This window comes from Streptomyces sp. NPDC006529, from assembly GCF_040611795.1.
Classification (GTDB): Bacteria; Actinomycetota; Actinomycetes; order Streptomycetales; family Streptomycetaceae; genus Streptomyces.
In genome coordinates, this window is record NZ_JBEXPB010000002.1 from 191,017 (window position 1) to 206,242 (window position 15,226).

16 protein-coding genes are annotated in these 15,226 nt (G+C 73.9%); 14 read left to right on the plus strand and 2 right to left on the minus strand.

The genetic code is table 11. The annotated features are described in order from the left end of the window. The first annotated feature begins 23 nt into the window (after positions 1-23). Genes ABZY31_RS02810 through ABZY31_RS02825 form a run of 4 tightly spaced genes read left to right on the plus strand, consistent with a single transcriptional unit; the run spans position 24 to position 5,456 of the window. Positions 24-1,277 carry a transposase gene (locus ABZY31_RS02810; protein WP_356404096.1) on the plus strand — a complete coding sequence of 418 codons (1,254 nt, stop codon included), beginning with the start codon at positions 24-26 and terminating at the stop codon, positions 1,275-1,277. A 53-nt stretch (positions 1,278-1,330) separates the two neighbouring features. Beyond that, positions 1,331-2,455: a ParB/RepB/Spo0J family partition protein gene (locus tag ABZY31_RS02815; protein WP_356404098.1), complete on the plus strand. Its 1,125-nt coding sequence runs from the start codon at positions 1,331-1,333 to the stop codon at positions 2,453-2,455. 30 nt (positions 2,456-2,485) lie between these two features. Continuing rightward, positions 2,486-4,024, plus strand: coding sequence for a DHA2 family efflux MFS transporter permease subunit (locus ABZY31_RS02820; protein WP_356404100.1), 1,539 nt, complete (start codon positions 2,486-2,488; stop codon positions 4,022-4,024). Between the two features lie 49 nt (positions 4,025-4,073). Continuing rightward, positions 4,074-5,456 carry an FAD-binding oxidoreductase gene (locus tag ABZY31_RS02825; protein WP_356404102.1) on the plus strand — a complete coding sequence of 461 codons (1,383 nt, stop codon included), beginning with the start codon at positions 4,074-4,076 and terminating at the stop codon, positions 5,454-5,456. Positions 5,457-5,532: 76 nt separating this feature from the next. On the opposite strand, the gene ABZY31_RS02830 is transcribed toward ABZY31_RS02825, so the two are convergent. After that, a complete protein-coding gene (locus tag ABZY31_RS02830; RefSeq protein ID WP_356404104.1) occupies positions 5,533-5,952 on the minus strand; it encodes a VOC family protein in 420 nt (139 codons plus the stop codon). Then, the gene (locus ABZY31_RS02835; RefSeq protein WP_356404106.1) at positions 5,949-6,671 is read right to left on the minus strand and encodes a class I SAM-dependent methyltransferase; all 723 of its coding nucleotides are present in this window, start codon (positions 6,669-6,671) and stop codon (positions 5,949-5,951) included. The genes ABZY31_RS02830 and ABZY31_RS02835 overlap by 4 nt, the downstream gene beginning before the upstream one ends. Before the next feature lie 236 nt (positions 6,672-6,907). Here ABZY31_RS02835 and ABZY31_RS02840 point away from each other — a divergent pair, with 236 nt between their 5' ends. From ABZY31_RS02840 to wrbA, 10 genes are read left to right on the plus strand one after another with little or no spacing between them, the layout of a single operon-like run. Beyond that, positions 6,908-7,732: an SDR family NAD(P)-dependent oxidoreductase gene (locus ABZY31_RS02840; RefSeq protein WP_356404108.1), complete on the plus strand. Its 825-nt coding sequence runs from the start codon at positions 6,908-6,910 to the stop codon at positions 7,730-7,732. Positions 7,733-7,790: 58 nt separating this feature from the next. After that, complete coding sequence (locus ABZY31_RS02845; RefSeq protein WP_356404110.1) at positions 7,791-8,993, plus strand: acyl-CoA dehydrogenase family protein; 1,203 nt, start codon at positions 7,791-7,793, stop codon at positions 8,991-8,993. Positions 8,994-9,020: 27 nt separating this feature from the next. Further along, complete coding sequence (locus ABZY31_RS02850) at positions 9,021-9,497, plus strand: PhzA/PhzB family protein (protein ID WP_356404112.1); 477 nt, start codon at positions 9,021-9,023, stop codon at positions 9,495-9,497. A 14-nt stretch (positions 9,498-9,511) separates the two neighbouring features. Then, entirely contained in the window at positions 9,512-10,135 is a 624-nt protein-coding gene (locus ABZY31_RS02855; RefSeq protein WP_356404114.1) for an isochorismatase family protein, read from the plus strand. Next, on the plus strand, positions 10,132-12,006 hold the full coding sequence (locus tag ABZY31_RS02860) for an anthranilate synthase family protein (RefSeq protein WP_356404116.1): 1,875 nt from the start codon (positions 10,132-10,134) through the stop codon (positions 12,004-12,006). The genes ABZY31_RS02855 and ABZY31_RS02860 overlap by 4 nt, the downstream gene beginning before the upstream one ends. Further along, complete coding sequence (locus ABZY31_RS02865; protein WP_356404118.1) at positions 12,003-12,371, plus strand: hypothetical protein; 369 nt, start codon at positions 12,003-12,005, stop codon at positions 12,369-12,371. The genes ABZY31_RS02860 and ABZY31_RS02865 overlap by 4 nt, the downstream gene beginning before the upstream one ends. Then, complete coding sequence (locus ABZY31_RS02870; protein WP_356404120.1) at positions 12,364-13,227, plus strand: PhzF family phenazine biosynthesis isomerase; 864 nt, start codon at positions 12,364-12,366, stop codon at positions 13,225-13,227. The genes ABZY31_RS02865 and ABZY31_RS02870 overlap by 8 nt, the downstream gene beginning before the upstream one ends. Before the next feature lie 12 nt (positions 13,228-13,239). Next, positions 13,240-13,923: a phenazine biosynthesis FMN-dependent oxidase PhzG gene (gene phzG, locus ABZY31_RS02875; RefSeq protein ID WP_356404122.1), complete on the plus strand. Its 684-nt coding sequence runs from the start codon at positions 13,240-13,242 to the stop codon at positions 13,921-13,923. 50 nt (positions 13,924-13,973) lie between these two features. Continuing rightward, on the plus strand, positions 13,974-14,495 hold the full coding sequence (locus ABZY31_RS02880) for a flavin reductase family protein (protein ID WP_356404124.1): 522 nt from the start codon (positions 13,974-13,976) through the stop codon (positions 14,493-14,495). Positions 14,496-14,521: 26 nt separating this feature from the next. Beyond that, on the plus strand, positions 14,522-15,178 hold the full coding sequence (wrbA, locus tag ABZY31_RS02885) for an NAD(P)H:quinone oxidoreductase (RefSeq protein WP_356404126.1): 657 nt from the start codon (positions 14,522-14,524) through the stop codon (positions 15,176-15,178). Positions 15,179-15,226: the final 48 nt, after the last annotated feature.

Consider the following 15,226-nt stretch of genomic DNA (forward strand, 5'->3'; position numbering starts at 1 on the left):
TTCGCCGGAGGGAGCTGCCCGCCATGCCGACCGCCGACCTACTCGCCCGGCGTCTCTTCCACTGCCTGCCCCGCACCGATCAGCGCCGTTGGGCCGGTGCCTATCTGTCCGGGCTGCTGGGTACGCCCGGCAAGAAGTCCGTGCGGAACATGGCGCGTTCGACCGCCGCGCTCGGCGCCGCCTCGCAGTCCCTGCACCAGGTGGTCAACGCCAGTACGTGGGACTGGAACCCGGTCCGCCGGGAGCTGGCCGCCTGGTGCGGCGAGCAGGCCGGGGTGCGGGCGCTGCGCATGGTGCCCGTGGTCATCCCCAAGCGCGGGGAGTGCTCCGCCGGGGTGCACCGGCGCTTCGATCCCGCGGGCGGGCGCACCCTGAGCTGCCAGCTCGCGCTGGGGCTGTTCCTCGTCACCGACCTCGGCAGCGTCCCGGTCGACTGGCGGCTGTGCCTGCCCGGCCGCTGGAGCGAGGACGACGAGCTGTGCGAACGGGCCCGGATACCGGCCGCCGCCCGCACCGCCCCCACCCCCCACCCCGGGCTCGGCCTCGACCAGGCCGCCGAGGCCGCCGCCGCCCACGCGTCCGCCGCGGGCGTGCCCGTCGTGGCCGAGGCCGCCACCGAGGCACCCGCCGACGCGGTGCGGCTCGTCGCCGGGCTGGCCGGCCGCAGCCTCGGCTTCGCCGTGTCCGTACCTCCGGGCACGCCCGTCCTGTGCGGGCCGCCCGGCGACCGCGCCCCGCACACCACCACCGTGGCCCGGCTCGCCGCCCGCCTCGGCCCCGCGGCCTCCCCGCTCGCTGGCGGCCGGCTGCGCCGGGCGCCCGCGCTCATCCGGGTGCCCGGGGTGGCCCGCCCGCTGGCCCTGCTCACCGAGTGGGACCCGGCGGCCCCGGACCGGCCCGCGAAGCACTGGATCGCCGACCCCGACGGCCGCACGCTGGCCGCCGCCCGGTTCTCCCTCTCGGCCGCCACCTCGCTGTCCCTGGCCACCTCGATGGAGGTGCTGGAGGACTGCGGGCTGCTCGATTTCGAGGGGCGCTCCTTCCCCGGCTGGCACCGCCACATGACCCTCGTCTCGGCCGCCGCCGCCCACCGCCTGCTGAGCGCCCCGCGCCGGACGGCCCGTACCGCCCCCGACCGCACCGTCGACCGCGCGGCCGCCGACCGCGCCCTCGCGGCCGACCGCGCCGCGGCCGCCGACCGCACGCTCACCGCCGACCGCGCCCGCACCTCCGACCGCGCCCACCCCCGTGCCCGCGCCCACGCGTTCAGCGGCTGACCGCGCTCCGTGACGCGAGGACGCGAGCCGAGGATGCGACCCAAGGAGTCGAAATGACCGTCGACACGGCGGCAGCCCCCGTCCGCACGATCAAGCTGCCCGCCCTCACCGCCCTGCCCGCCCTGTCCGGTGTCACCGCCCTGCGCCCGGTCACCCTGCCGACGCCCGCCTCGGCCCTGATGACCGGCTGCGTGCCCGTGGACGCGCTGCTCGACGCCGAGTCCCCGCGCCTCGCCGGCGTGGACCAGGACCACGTCCGGATGCTGGCGGGCCTGGAGACCGAACTCCCGCCGATCGTCGTCCACCGCTCCACCCTGCGCGTGGTCGACGGGATGCACCGGCTGCACGCGGCCCGGCTGCGCGGGCGCGCCTCCATCGCCGTCCGCTGGTTCGACGGCACGCCGTCGGAGGCGTTCCTGCTGTCCGTCGAGGCGAACAACCGGCACGGGCTGCCGCTGACCCTCTCCGACCGCCGCGAGTCCGCGCGCCGCATCCTGCGCGCCTGGCCCGACTGGTCGGACCGGGCCGTCGCCGCCAAGGTCGGCCTGTCCGGCAAGACCGTCGGCGTGCTGCGCCGCGCCGCCGCCGAGAACGGCGAGGCCGGAGCCCCCGGCGAACTGCCCGCCGCCCGGGTGGGCTGCGACGGCCGGGCCCGCCCGCTCAACGCCACCGAGGGCCGGCTGCGCGCCATGGACTACCTCGCCGTCCGCCCCGAGGCCTCGCTGCGCGAGATCGCCCGCTCCTCCGGCATCTCGGTGGAGACCGCCCGGGACGTGCGCGACCGCCTCGCCCGGGGCGAGGGCCCCTTGCCCGGCAGCGGCGCGGGGGCGCGTACGGGCGTCCGTACGGGCGTCCGTACGGGCGTACGCACCCCCGCGCCGGACGGTGACGGCGCCCGCCCCGGCCGCGCCGCGGGCCGCGCCCCCGTCGACCTCTCCGTCGTCCTGGACTCCCTCAAGCGCGACCCCACCCTCAAGTACAGCGACGAGGGCCGGGCGATGATCCGCTGGCTGGAGGCCCGGATGATCCGCGAGGGCGAGAGCGGCGTGGTGCTGCGCGCCCCCGACCACCAGGCCCCGAAGATCGCCGCCATGGCCCGCGCCTGCGCCGCGCACTGGGACGAGATAGCCACCGAACTGGAGCACCGCGGCGCCCGCTTACGTACCGACGAGAACTGAAGAACCGCTGAGAGAAGATGAGTTGACACGATGACGACCACCGCGAACGCCACCGCAGGACAGAGCGCGACCAGCGCGAAGAATCCGTGGGCAGCGCTGTCGGCACTCTGTGTCGGCTTCTTCCTCATCATGATGGACACGACCATCGTGACCGTCGCGATCCCCGGCATCATGGACGGCCTCCACGCCGACCTCAACCGGATCACCTGGGTGCACAGCGTCTACCTGCTCACCTACGCCGTCCCCCTGCTGGTCGCCGGACGGCTCGGCGACCGCTTCGGCCGCAAGCCCGTCTTCCTCGCCGGCATGGCCGTCTTCACCGCCGCCTCCCTGTGGTGCGGGCTCTCCGGCAGCGCGGAGATGCTGATGACCGCGCGCGCCGTGCAGGGCGTCGGGGCCGCGCTGATGGCCCCGCAGACCATGGCCTTCGTGACCACCCTCTTCCCCGCCAACCGGCGCGGCGCGGCCCTCGGGGTCTGGGGCGCGGTCGCGGGCCTGGCCACCACCGTCGGACCGCTGCTCGGCGGCTTTCTCGTCGGCTCGGCCGGCTGGCAGTGGATCTTCCTGGTCAACGTGCCGATCGGCCTGGCCGGGCTCGTCATGACCGCGAAGCTGGTCCCCGGCGGCCAGCCCCGCAACCACCGCCGCTTCGACCTGCTCGGCACCCTGCTCTCCGGACTCGGCCTGTTCGCCGTGGTGTTCGGCCTGCAGAACGGCCAGCACTACGACTGGGGCACCGTCGCCGGACCGCTCACCGTGCCGGTGGTCATCGGCGCGGGCGTGGTCCTGCTCGCCGCCTTCGTCCTGTGGCAGCGCTTCAACCCGCGCGAGCCGCTGATGCCGCTCTCCCTCTTCCGGCGCCGCCACTTCTCCACCGCCGCCTTCGCCGCGGCGGCCATCGGCTTCGCCGTCACCGGCCTCTACCTGCCGCTCACCCTCTACATGCAGGCGGTCATGGAACTCTCCCCGCAGCAGGCCGGCTTGCTGATGGTGCCCGTCGCCGTCTCCAGCGGGCTGGCCGGGCCGCTCGCCGGGACCCTCTCCGACCGGGTCCCCGGCAAATGGGTGGTCCTCGCCGGATTCCTCGTCTTCGCGGCCGGCCTGGGCATGATCGTCCTCGCGATGCGCCCCGACGGAGGGGTCTGGCAGCTCGCCGGCGCGCTGTTCTTCGCCGGGATCGGTACGGGCGCGGCCTTCGCGCCCATGGCGAACGTGGCCACCGGCACGCTGCCCGTCGCCGACATCGGTGCGGGGGCCGGGATGTACAACTCGATCCGGCAGGTCGGCTGCGTCATCGGCGCCGCCGCCGTCGGCGTGCTGATGCAGGCGCAGCTGTCCTCCCGGCTCGCCACCGAGACCCTCGCCGAGGGCGCGTCGGCCGCCGAACGCCATGCCTTCCACGAAGGGCTGGCGCAGGCCTCCGGGACGACCCTGCTGCTGCCCGTGGCGGTGCTGCTCGTGGGCGCCCTCGCCTGCCTCCTGATGCCGTCCGGTAAATCCGCGGAGACCGGGAAACCGGCCGCGCTTCCCGTGGACGCCCCGAATCCCGACCTCCAAAAAGTCGGCTGAACCACCCTGTGAACCACCGCATTGCGCGCCATCGAAAGGAATAGTCCTGATGTCCCATGACAGCACCCGGATTGACTTCACCCCCCTTGTGGAATCGGTGACCGGGCCGGTATTCACTCCCGGACAGGAGGGCTACGAGGAGGAACTCACCGGATTCCAGGCCGGATACCGGCACGACCCCGCCGCCGTCCTCGGCGCCGCGAACGCCGAGGACGTCCGGCTCGCGGTGGCCTTCGCCGCCGAACGCGGAATCCCGGTCTCGGTCCAGGCCACCGGCCACGGGGTCACCGTCCTCGACCGGGGCGGCCTGGTGATCAGCACCCGGCGGCTGACCGGCGTCACCGTCGACCCCGGCGCGCGGACCGCCCGCATCGAGGCGGGCGCCCGCTGGGAGCAGGTCGTCGAGCGGACCGCCCCGCACGGGCTGGCCCCGCTCAGCGGCTCCGCCGGGCACGTCGGCGTGACCGGCTACACCCTCGCGGGCGGACTGGGCCTGCTGGCGCGGGAGTTCGGCTACGCCGCCGACCTGGTGGAGGCCGTCGAGGTGGTCACCGCCGACGGGCGGGCCCGCCGGGTCACGGCCGACAGCGACCCCGACCTGTTCTGGGCGCTGCGCGGCGGCCGCGACAACTTCGGCATCGTCACCGCCCTGGAGATCTCGCTGCTGCCGGTCGCCACCGTCTACGGCGGCGGCATGTACTTCGACGCCGCGCACGCCGACCGGGTGCTGGAGCAGTTCCGCAGCTGGACCGCGACGGCTCCCGAGAGCGTCACCGCCTCCCTCGGGATGATCGAGTACCCGCCGATCCCGGTCTTCCCCGAGCCGCTGCGCGGCCGCCACGTCGTGCACGTCCGCTTCGCCACCACCGACCTGGCCGGCGGCCCCGAACTGGTCGCCCCGTGGCGTGGGTTCGGCGTGGAAATCATCCACGAGCACCTGGGGGAGCTGGCCTACCCCGAGGTCGGCTCGATCTACGCCGAGCCGACCTTCTCGCACGCCTACGACGGCAACAGCGTCCTGCTGAGCGAGCTGAACCCGCAGATCCTGGACGCCGTACGCACCCTCGCCGGACCCGGATCGCCGGTGGACTGCATCGTCGACCTGCGCCACATGGGCGGGGCCCTGGCGCGGCAGCCGGAGGTGCCCAACGCGGTGCCGTTCCGCGAGGCCGCCTACATCCTGCGGGTCCTGTCCGGCTCGGACGAGGCGCCCCTGGCGGACATCCGCACCGCACACGCCGCCCTGGACGAGGCCGTCCGGCCGTGGACCCTGGGCCGTTCGCTCAACTTCGTCTACGGCGAGCGCACCGCCGACGCCTACGCGGACGAGCTGTACGACCCGGCCACCCGGGCCCGCCTCGCCAAGCTCAAGGGCGTCTACGACCCGGGCAACGTGTTCCGCACCAACCTGAACATCGAGCCCGCCGCGTAATCCTCCTACGGCCGCCTCCACACACAGCGGCGCCCCGGGACCGATCGGTCCCGGGGCGCTTCCGCGTGCGCAGGGGTCAGGCAGCCGGTGAGCCGAGGCCCACCCGGTTGCCCGCGGGGTCGCGGACGTAAGCCACCCGCTCGCCCCACGGCGTGTTCTCCGGCTCCTGGACCACCGGGGCGCCCGCGGCCCGCAGGACGTCCACGGTGGCGTCCACGGCCTCCACGAACACGAACAGGTCGACGCCCCCCGAGGGCAGCTCCACGGCCCCGTCGTCCCGGCTCACCGCCAGCTCCGCGTCGTCGCGGCGCAGCGCCACGAAGTCCGGCTCGCCCTTCGCGGGGTGGCGGTGCCCGGCCCGGAAGCCGAGCCGCTCGTAGAAGGCGGCGGTGGCACCGACCCGGCGGGCGCGCAGCACGGGGAACGCGCGCCGCACCGGGGCGGGAGGGGCCGGACGGGCGGGGGCGATGGGGACGGAGGCGTGCGCCGCGCTCACGCCGCCGCCCCGGGGACCGCCTCGGGGGCGCGCTCGGCGAACAGCTTCCACACCGGCAGCCGGGTGCGGCCCTTGGCGTCCAGCTCGGGGCGCCGGCCGGTGCGCTCGAAGAACTTCTCCATGCCGGCCGCGACGCCCGCGTACTCCGACAGCTCCAGCGAGGTGATCGTCCAGCCCGCCTCCGTCAGCGTCGTGCGCAGCTCCTCCTCCGACACCGACAGCGGCGCGGGCATGCCGCCCGGCACGTCGGCGAAGCACAGCACGCTCAGGCGCGCGCCGGGCCGGGTGACCCGGTGCAGGGCCGCCGCGTACAGCGGGCGGGCGGGCGCCGGGAGGGTGTGGAAGAGGGCGCTGTCCAGGACGGAGTCGAAGCGGCCCTCGTAGCCGGTCAGGGCGGTCGCGTCGGCGACGGCGAAGTCGATGTCGAGGTCGCCCGCCCGGGCGCGGGCCTGCTCGATGGCGGCGGAAGCGGCGTCGACGGCGGTGACCTTGTAGCCGCGGCCGGCCAGGAAGACGGCGTTGTCGCCGGGGCCGCAGCCCACGTCGAGGACCTCACCGGCGAAGCGGCCGAGGCGCTCCAGCTCCACGACGTCCGGCTGGGCCTCGCCGATGTCCCACGGGACGACCTTGATGGCGGCCCCTTCGAGCAGTTCGCCGCCGGTGTAGACGGCGTTGAAGTCGGCGGCGGCGTAGTCGTACGTCTGTTCCGTGGCGCTCACGCGAATCTCCTTGCGGTGAATTCGATCTCGGGGATCCGTAGGGTGCGGGATTCCCGGCAGTATCACCCGCCGACTCCGTTGTCCGAAACGCCGGTTGGTGTCCGAGGAGACGTTCCGGGTGTCCGTCCGAGGAAATTCCTCACTCGGACGGGGTGTCCGAATTCCCTTCGTGGACAGGCCCGCCGTGCGTCGGGATGAATGGAGCCCAAGCCTCACCGACGGGTTAAGGAGCCGCAGTGACTGCCGCAGTGACAGGAAAGGTCTGGTTCATCACCGGCACGTCCCGGGGATTCGGCCGCGTCTGGGCCGAGGCCGCACTCGAACGGGGCGACCGGGTCGCCGCCACCGCCCGCGACCTCGCCTCCCTCGACCCCCTCGTCGAGGCGTACGGCGACGCGGTCCTGCCGCTGCGGCTCGACATCCGGGACCGGGACGCGGCCTTCGCGGCGGTCGCCGCCGCCCACGCCCACTTCGGCCGGATCGACGTCGTGGTCAACAACGCGGGCTACGGTCTGTTCGGCGCCGTCGAGGACGTCACCGAGGCCCAGGCCCGCGAGCAGCTCGACACCAACCTCTTCGGCACGCTGTGGGTGACGCAGGCCGTCCTGCCGGTCCTGCGGGCCCAGGGCAGCGGCCACATCCTCCAAATGTCCAGCATCGCCGGACTCGCGTCCTGGCCGATGCTCGGGCTCTACCACGCCTCCAAGTGGGCGGTCGAGGGGCTGACCGACTCCCTCGCCCAGGAGGTGGCCCGCTTCGGCATCCGCGTCACCCTGGTCGAGCCGGGCCCGTACAAGACGGACTGGCGCGGCAGTTCGGCCGTCTGGGCCGAGCCCTCCGCGGCCTACGCGGAGGTCGCGAAGGCCCCTTCGGCCGGCTCCGCCCCCGGCGACCCGGCCGCCACGGCCGGGCCGGTGCTGGAGCTGGTCGACCACCCGGACCCGCCGCTGCGCGTGCTGCTCGGCGCGACCGTACTGGACACGATCACCACCGCCTACGAGGAGCGGCTGGCCGGGTGGAAGCAGTGGGACACCCTCGCCCGCGCCGCCCAGGGCGACTGAACCCGCCGCACCACCGCACCGACCGACCCCGACCGACCCCGCTGAAGGGAAGAAGACCGTGCAGAGTGAAGCCGTGAACGGCGTGGCCCCGGGCCGCGCGGAGCTGGTGGCCCGGGCGGCCGCGCTGCGCGCGGGCCTGTGGGAGGACGCACCGCAGAGCGACGGCGCACGACGGCTGACCGGGCGGAGCATCGACGCGGTCACCGGCGCGGGCCTGATGCGGCTGATGACCCCGCGGCGCCTGGGCGGCTACGAGGCCGACATCCGCACCCTGCTGGAGGTCGCCACCGAGGTGGGCCGCGGGTGCAGCTCCACCGCGTGGATCACCGGAGTGCTGAACGCGGGCAACTTCGTCGCCTCCCTCTTCCCCCGCGCGGTGCAGGACGAGGTGTGGAGCCTGAACCCGGACGCCCGCACCGCCCTGGTGCTCGGCATGCCGGCCCGCGGGGTCGAGCCGGCCGACGGCGGGGTGCTCGTCACCGGCGAGTGGGCGTACGTCTCCGGCTCGCTGCACGCCGACTGGGTGGGCGTCCTGATCGCCGTACCGGTCCCGGACCGCGACCCGGTCGTGCACTTCGCCCTGATGCGGGCCGACGAGGTCTCGATCAAGGACACCTGGCACTTCGCCGGGATGCGCGGCACCGGCAGCAACACCGTGGTGGCGACGGGGGTCTTCGTCCCCGAACGCCGGCTGCTGCCCTACCTGCCGCTGCTCAACGGCGAGACGGACGGGCTGGTCGACCCCGCCCACCGCTACCGCAACAGCCTGGTCGGGCTCTTCTCCATCGGCCTGCTGGGCTCGCTGCTCGGCGGCGCCACCGCCGCCTTCGACTTCGTTCGCGAGGCGGCCCCCCAGCGGCCCGCGGCCGGCTCCCGCTACCCGAACCAGGCCGAGTCGCCCTCGCTCCAGCTGGACCTGGCCGAGGCCGCCACGAAGATCGAGACGGCCAGGCTGCTTGCCGGGAAGATCGCGGACGCGGCCGACGAGGCCGCCTGCGCGGGGGAGTTCGCGGACGTCCTGGTCCGGGCCGCCGCCCGGCAGTACTCCACCCAGGTCGCCCAGCTCTGCCGGGAGGCCGTGGACATCCTGATGACGGCGTACGGCTCCTCCGCCTTCAACGAGTCCAACCCGCTCCAGCGGATCTGGCGCGACGTGAACGTCGGCAGCCGCCACGCGGGCTTCGGCATGGGCATCCCGCAGCAGCTCTACGGCCGGGCCCTGGTCGGCCGGGACCCGCGCGAGATCAGCCTGCTGGTCTGACCCCCCTCCCCGCCGGAAAGGATCACCATGTCGTTCGATCAGCAGGCCGACGAGCAGGCCGTCCGGGAACACAACCGGGCCGTCGTCGAGCAGTACATGAACACCCGCGGCCAGGACCGCCTGAAGCGCCACCTCCTCTTCACCGAGGACGGCGTCGGCGGTCTGTGGACCAACGAGACCGGCGAACCGATCACCATCACCGGCCGCGACCGGCTCGGCGAGCACGCCGTGTGGTCGCTGCGCTGCTTCCCCGACTGGACCTGGACGGACGTCGAGATCTTCGCCACCCAGGACCCCGACCGCTTCTGGGTCGAATGCCGCGGCGAAGGAAAGATCGTTTATCCCGGCTATCCCGTCGGCCACTACACCAACCACTTCATCCACTCCTTCCTCTTCGAGGACGGAAAGATCAAGCAGCAGCGCGAGTTCATGAACCCCTGCCAGCAGTTCCGCGCCCTCGGGATCGACGTCCCGCAGGTACGGCGCGAAGGAATCCCCACGTAATAAGGAGATGCCCGATGCCCGGCCTGCCCCCCGTCGAGTCCTATCCGCTGCCCACCGCGGCGGAACTGCCCGCCAACACCGTTTCCTGGACCCCTGACCCCGACCGGGCCGTGCTGCTCGTCCACGACATGCAGCGCTACTTCCTGGCCGCCCTGCCCGACCCGCTGCGCGCGGACCTCGTGCACCACGCGTCCCAGCTCCGCAAGCGCGCCGCCGCCCTCGGCGTCCCCGTCGCCTACACGGCCCAGCCCGGCCGGATGTCGGACACCCAGCGCGGCCTGCTCAAGGACTTCTGGGGGCCCGGCATGCGGACCGGTGACGCGGACCGCGAGGTGGTCGGCGAGCTGGCGCCCGACGCGGACGACTGGGTCTTCACCAAGTGGCGCTACAGCGCCTTCTTCCGCTCCGGCCTGCTGGAGCGGATGCGCGCCGAAGGGCGCGACCAGCTCGTGCTGTGCGGGGTCTACGCCCACATCGGCGTGCTCGCCACCGCGCTGGACGCCTTCGCCCACGACATCCAGCCCTTCCTCGCCGCGGACGCCGTCGGCGACTTCTCCGCGGCCCACCACGCCCAGGCCCTGGAGTACGTCGCCCAGCGCTGCGGCCGGGTCATACCCGCCGGGGAGGTCTTCGCGTGAACAGAGACCTCCTCGCCCGCATCCTCGCCGGCGACGTCACCGACTTCGCACTGCTGCACCGCCCCGAGCTGGCCCCCGGCACCGTCGAGGTGCTCACCGGCGCCGTGCACACCCCGGCCGCGTTGGCCGACGTACCGCTCGACGCCGACCAGGTGCTCGTGGTCGTGCCCTACCGGCAGCTCGCCGAGCGCGGGTTCGAGGCCCCCGACGACGGGGCGCCGCTGCTCGCGATGACCGTCACCGAACGGGAGACGGTCGCGCTCGCCGAGCTGCCCGCCCGGATCGCCGACCAGGACGTGCGCCTGCGCGGCGGCGGCTTCGACGTGGACGACGCGCAGTACGCGGCGACCGTCCGGCGGATCGTCACCGACGAGATCGGCGCCGGCGCCGGCTCCAACTTCGTCATCAAGCGCACCTACACCGCGGCCATCGAGGACTTCGTCCCGCGGCGCACCGCGCCCGCCCTCTTCCGGCGCCTGCTGGAACGCGAACAGGGCGCCTACTGGACCTTCGCCCTGCACACCGGCGGCCGCACCTTCGTCGGCGCCACCCCCGAGCGGCACCTCTCGCTCGCCGACGGCACCGCCGTCATGAACCCCATCAGCGGCACCTACCGCTACCCGGCCACCGGCCCCACCCTCGACGGGGTCACCCGCTTCCTCGCCGACCGCAAGGAGGCCGACGAGCTGTACATGGTCGTCGACGAGGAACTGAAGATGATGGCCCGGATCTGCGCCACCGGCGGCCGGGTCACCGGACCCCACCTCAAGGAGATGGCCCGCCTCGCGCACACCGAGTACTTCATCGAGGGCACCACGGACCGCGACGTGCGGGAGATCCTGCACGAGACGATGTTCGCGCCGACCGTCACCGGCAGCCCGCTGGAGAGCGCGGCCCGGGTCATCCGGCGCTACGAACCCGAGGGCCGCGGCTACTACGGCGGGATCGCCGCCCTCATCGGCCGCGACCCGGCGGGCGGGCGCACCCTGGACTCCGCGATCCTGATCCGGACCGCCGAGATCGGCGCGGACGGCCGGATGCGGATCGGCGTCGGCGCCACCCTGGTGCGCCACTCCGACCCCGCCTCCGAGGTCGCCGAGACGCGCGCCAAGGCCGCCGGGGTGCTCAGCGCCCTGGAGTCCGACACCGCCGTGCGCTTCGCCGCCCACCCGGAGGTACGGGCGGCCCTGGAGGCCCGCAACACCGGGATCGCCGCGTTCTGGCTGCGCGGCTGCGCCGAACGCGGCGACCGCGGCGCGTGGGAGCCCCGGCTCGCCGGGCTGCGGGCGCTGGTCGTCGACGCGGAGGACACCTTCACCGCGATGATCGGCCAGCAGCTCGCCTCCCTCGGCCTCGACGTGAGCGTCCGCCGCTTCGACGAGCCCTACGACGTGGCCGACCACGACCTGGTGGTCCTCGGCCCCGGCCCCGGCGACCCGCGCGACGCCACCGACCCGCGGATCATCCACCTGGACGCCCTCGCCGGCCGGCTCCTCGACCAGGGACGGCCGTTCATCGCGGTCTGCCTGAGCCACCAGGTGCTGAGCCTGCGCCTGGGCCTCGGCCTGGTCCGCCGTGCCACCCCCAACCAGGGCGTGCAGCGGGAGATCGACCTCTTCGGGTCGGCGGAGCGCGTGGGCTTCTACAACACGTACGCCGCCCAGAGCACCGAGGACAAGATCGACGCGGGGGACCTCGGCATCGTCGAGATCAGCCGCGACCCGCGCACCCGCGAGGTGCACGCCCTGCGCGGAGCGCACTTCGCTTCCATGCAGTTCCACGCCGAATCCGTACTCACCGTGGACGGCCCCCGGATCCTGGGGCAGGCCCTGCTGCGGGCCCTCGGGTCCCTGGAGGTGGCGGCCCGATGAGGGTGGACATCGCCTGGTGGGAACTGGCCGGGACCGGCGCGAGCATCGACTCCCTGCGCGAGCACCTGCGCGAGGAGGCCGTGGACGCGTGGGCGGAGGTGCCCGGACTGGTCCTCAAGCTGTGGATCGCGGACCGGCCCGGCAACCGGTGGGGGGCCGTGATGCTCTGGAGCGAGCGCCCTCCGGCCGGTGTCCTGCCCGCGAACCGGGCCGCCGAGCTGATCGGCGGGCCGCCCACGCACCGGTCCCGGTTCGAGGTCGAAGCCGCGGTGGAGGGCGTACACCCCCTCGTCACCCTCCACGGGCTCGGCGCCGCGTTCGCCGACGCCACCTCACTCAGTCAGGGAGCGCTTCCCCATGCATGACTACATGGTCGTGGATGCCTTCGCGCGCAACCCGCTCGAAGGCAACCCCGTGGCCGTCTTCTTCGGCAGCGAGGACCTCACCGCCGACCGGATGCAGGCCATCGCGCGGGAGATGAACCTCTCCGAGGTCACCTTCGTCCTGCCTCCCGACGCGGACGAGGCCGACGCGCGGATCCGGATCTTCACCCCGGTCAACGAACTGCCCTTCGCCGGGCACCCGATGCTCGGCACCGCCGTCGCGCTCGGGCTGTCCCGCAAGGCGCTCGGCGTCGGCCGCAAGGAGGAACGGCTGCGGCTGGAGACGGGGATGGGAGTGATCCCCTTCGACGTCGGCATGGACAACGGGGACGGCTCGGTCATCGTGCAGATGCGCCAGCCGCACCCGAGCTGGGAACCGTACGAGCACGCAGAGGAGTTGCTCGAAGCCCTGGGCGTGCAGGAGTCCATCGCCCCCGTGGAGATCTACCACAACGGCCCGCGGCACGTGTTCGTCGGCGTGGAGAGCGTCGAGGCGCTGTCCGCGCTGCGGCCCGACCACCGGGCGCTGTCCCGCTTCCCGGACATGGCGGCGAACTGCTTCGCCGGCGCGGGGGAGGAGTGGCGCACCCGGATGTTCTCCCCGGCCTACGGGGTCGTGGAGGACGCGGCCACCGGATCGGCCGCGGGGCCGCTGGCCATCCACCTGGCCCGGCACGGGCTGGCCCCGTACGGACAGCGCATCAAGATCACCCAGGGGGTCGAGATGGGCCGCCCGTCCCGGATGTGCGCCACCGCGCACGGCCAGGCGGACCGGGTCAACGGGGTGCGGGTGGGCGGCTACGGCACGGTCATCGCCCGCGGAACCATCTACGTCTAGGGAGCAGCGGCCATGACCACGACCACCACACCCGCGGCGGCCACCGCCCGCCCCGGGCTCGACACCAGCAAGTACGAGTCCCTGACCGGCGCCACCGACCTCCCCTTCCCCGAATACGACGACCCGCCCGCCGACCCCCTCGCGCTGGCCCGGCAGTGGATCGCCGACGCCGTCCGGCGCGGGGTCCGCGAGCCCCGCTCGCTGGCCCTGGCCACCGCCTCCCGGATGGGGCACGCCTCCAACCGGATCGTCACCATCGCCCGGGAGGACGAGCGCGGCTTCGTCTTCACCACCCACAGCACCAGCCGCAAGGGCCGCGAACTCGCCGCCAACTGCTGGGCGTCCGGCGTCCTGTACTGGCGCGAGAGCGGCCGCCAGCTCATCCTGTCCGGCCCGGTCACCGCCCTGCCGGCGGCCGCGTCGGACGAGCTGTGGGCCGCCCGCCCCACCCCGCTGCACTCCATGACCACGGTCTCCCACCAGAGCGACCCGGCCGGGGACCTGGAAGCGCTGCGGGAGCGGGCGCTGGACCTCGCGGAGGGCGGCCGGCCGCTGCCGCGCCCCGAGCGGTTCACCGGCTACCTGCTGGAGCCCGCCGAGGTCGAGTTCTGGAACGCCGCCTCCGACCGGCTGCACCGCCGGCTCTCCTACACCCGCCTCGGCGGCGACTGGCACACCAGCCGCCTCCAGCCCTGACCAGCCCCTTTCGATGAGAACCGACCCGACCGGAAAGGAAGGACGGTGCGATGGAGCGCTCCCTGCTCACCGGCACGATGGCCCGCGTACCGGGCCCGGTGACGGTGGTGACCACGATCGACGGCGACGGCACGCGCTGGGGCTTCACCGCCAGCTCGTTCAGCTCCGTCTCCCTCGACCCGCCGCTCGTCTCGGTCTGCCTGGACAAGGGCGCCAGCACGCACGCCGCGTTCGCCACCGCGCGGCACTTCCTGATCAACGTCCTCACCGAGGAACAGCACGCGGTGGCGAAGCGGTTCGCGACCTCCGGGATCGACCGGTTCGCCGCCGGCGACATGGAGACCTGCGAACTGGGCCTGCCCGGCCTGCACCTCGCCGGCGTCCGGGTCGCCTGCTCCATGCACTCGGCGGTCGACGCGGGGGACCACACCATCCTCCTCGGCTGCGTCGAGGAGACGTACACGAGCGACCGCACCCCGCTCGTCTACTACAACCGCGCCTTCGCCCGGCCCACGCCCAACGCGTCGCGGGCCGACCAGGACTTCAGCGCCTGCCACATCGCCGACTGGTGAACCACCGAGCCGAGGAGCCGTACGCCGTGACCACCGCAGCGCCCAGCACCGCACCCGCAGCGCCCGCCGCCCCGGGCACCGCCGTCAACGTCGCCGTCATCTACTACTCGGCCACCGGGCACGTCACCGAGATCGCCCGGGAGATCGCCGAGACCGCCGAGAAGGCGGGCGCCGAGGTCCGGTTGCGCAAGGTCGCCGAACTGGCCCAGCAGTCGGCGATCGACGCCAACCCGGTCTGGGCCCGGCACGCCGCCGAGACCGCCGCCGTCCCGGTGGCCACCCCCGAGGACCTGCTGTGGGCCGACGCGGTCCTCTTCGGCTCGCCCACCCGCTTCGGCAACGTCTCCGCCCAGCTCAAGCAGTTCCTCGACTCGCTCGGCCCGGCCTGGAGCCAGGGCCTGCTCGCCGACAAGGTCTACGGCGGCTTCACCTCCACCGCGAGCGAGCACGGCGGCCAGGAGTCCACCCTGCTCGCCCTGACCGCCTCCTTCCACCACTTCGGCGGCATCGTCGTCGCCCCCGGCTACACCCACCCCGACAAGTTCACCGACGGCAACCCCTACGGCACGGCCCACTGGTCCGGCGGCAAGGGCGCCCGGCCCGTGGACGACACCACCCGCAACGCCGCCCGCGCCCAGGCGGAGCGCGTCGTGCGCTTCGCCCGCGCGGTGAAGCACGCCTGACCGGCGGAACCCGGCCCGCCCGCCGAGCCGCCGCCCCCACCGGCCACC

What these genes read in the sequence shown, in the direction of transcription:
- ABZY31_RS02810 (WP_356404096.1), top strand. Translation starts at nt 24, where the DNA reads ATGCCGACCGCCGACCTACTCGCCCGGCGTCTCTTCCACTGCCTGCCC.
- ABZY31_RS02815 (WP_356404098.1), top strand. Translation starts at nt 1,331, where the DNA reads ATGACCGTCGACACGGCGGCAGCCCCCGTCCGCACGATCAAGCTGCCC.
- ABZY31_RS02820 (WP_356404100.1), top strand. Translation starts at nt 2,486, where the DNA reads ATGACGACCACCGCGAACGCCACCGCAGGACAGAGCGCGACCAGCGCG.
- ABZY31_RS02825 (WP_356404102.1), top strand. Translation starts at nt 4,074, where the DNA reads ATGTCCCATGACAGCACCCGGATTGACTTCACCCCCCTTGTGGAATCG.
- ABZY31_RS02850 (WP_356404112.1), top strand. Translation starts at nt 9,021, where the DNA reads ATGTCGTTCGATCAGCAGGCCGACGAGCAGGCCGTCCGGGAACACAAC.
- ABZY31_RS02855 (WP_356404114.1), top strand. Translation starts at nt 9,512, where the DNA reads ATGCCCGGCCTGCCCCCCGTCGAGTCCTATCCGCTGCCCACCGCGGCG.
- ABZY31_RS02865 (WP_356404118.1), top strand. Translation starts at nt 12,003, where the DNA reads ATGAGGGTGGACATCGCCTGGTGGGAACTGGCCGGGACCGGCGCGAGC.
- ABZY31_RS02870 (WP_356404120.1), top strand. Translation starts at nt 12,364, where the DNA reads ATGCATGACTACATGGTCGTGGATGCCTTCGCGCGCAACCCGCTCGAA.
- phzG (WP_356404122.1), top strand. Translation starts at nt 13,240, where the DNA reads ATGACCACGACCACCACACCCGCGGCGGCCACCGCCCGCCCCGGGCTC.
- ABZY31_RS02880 (WP_356404124.1), top strand. Translation starts at nt 13,974, where the DNA reads ATGGAGCGCTCCCTGCTCACCGGCACGATGGCCCGCGTACCGGGCCCG.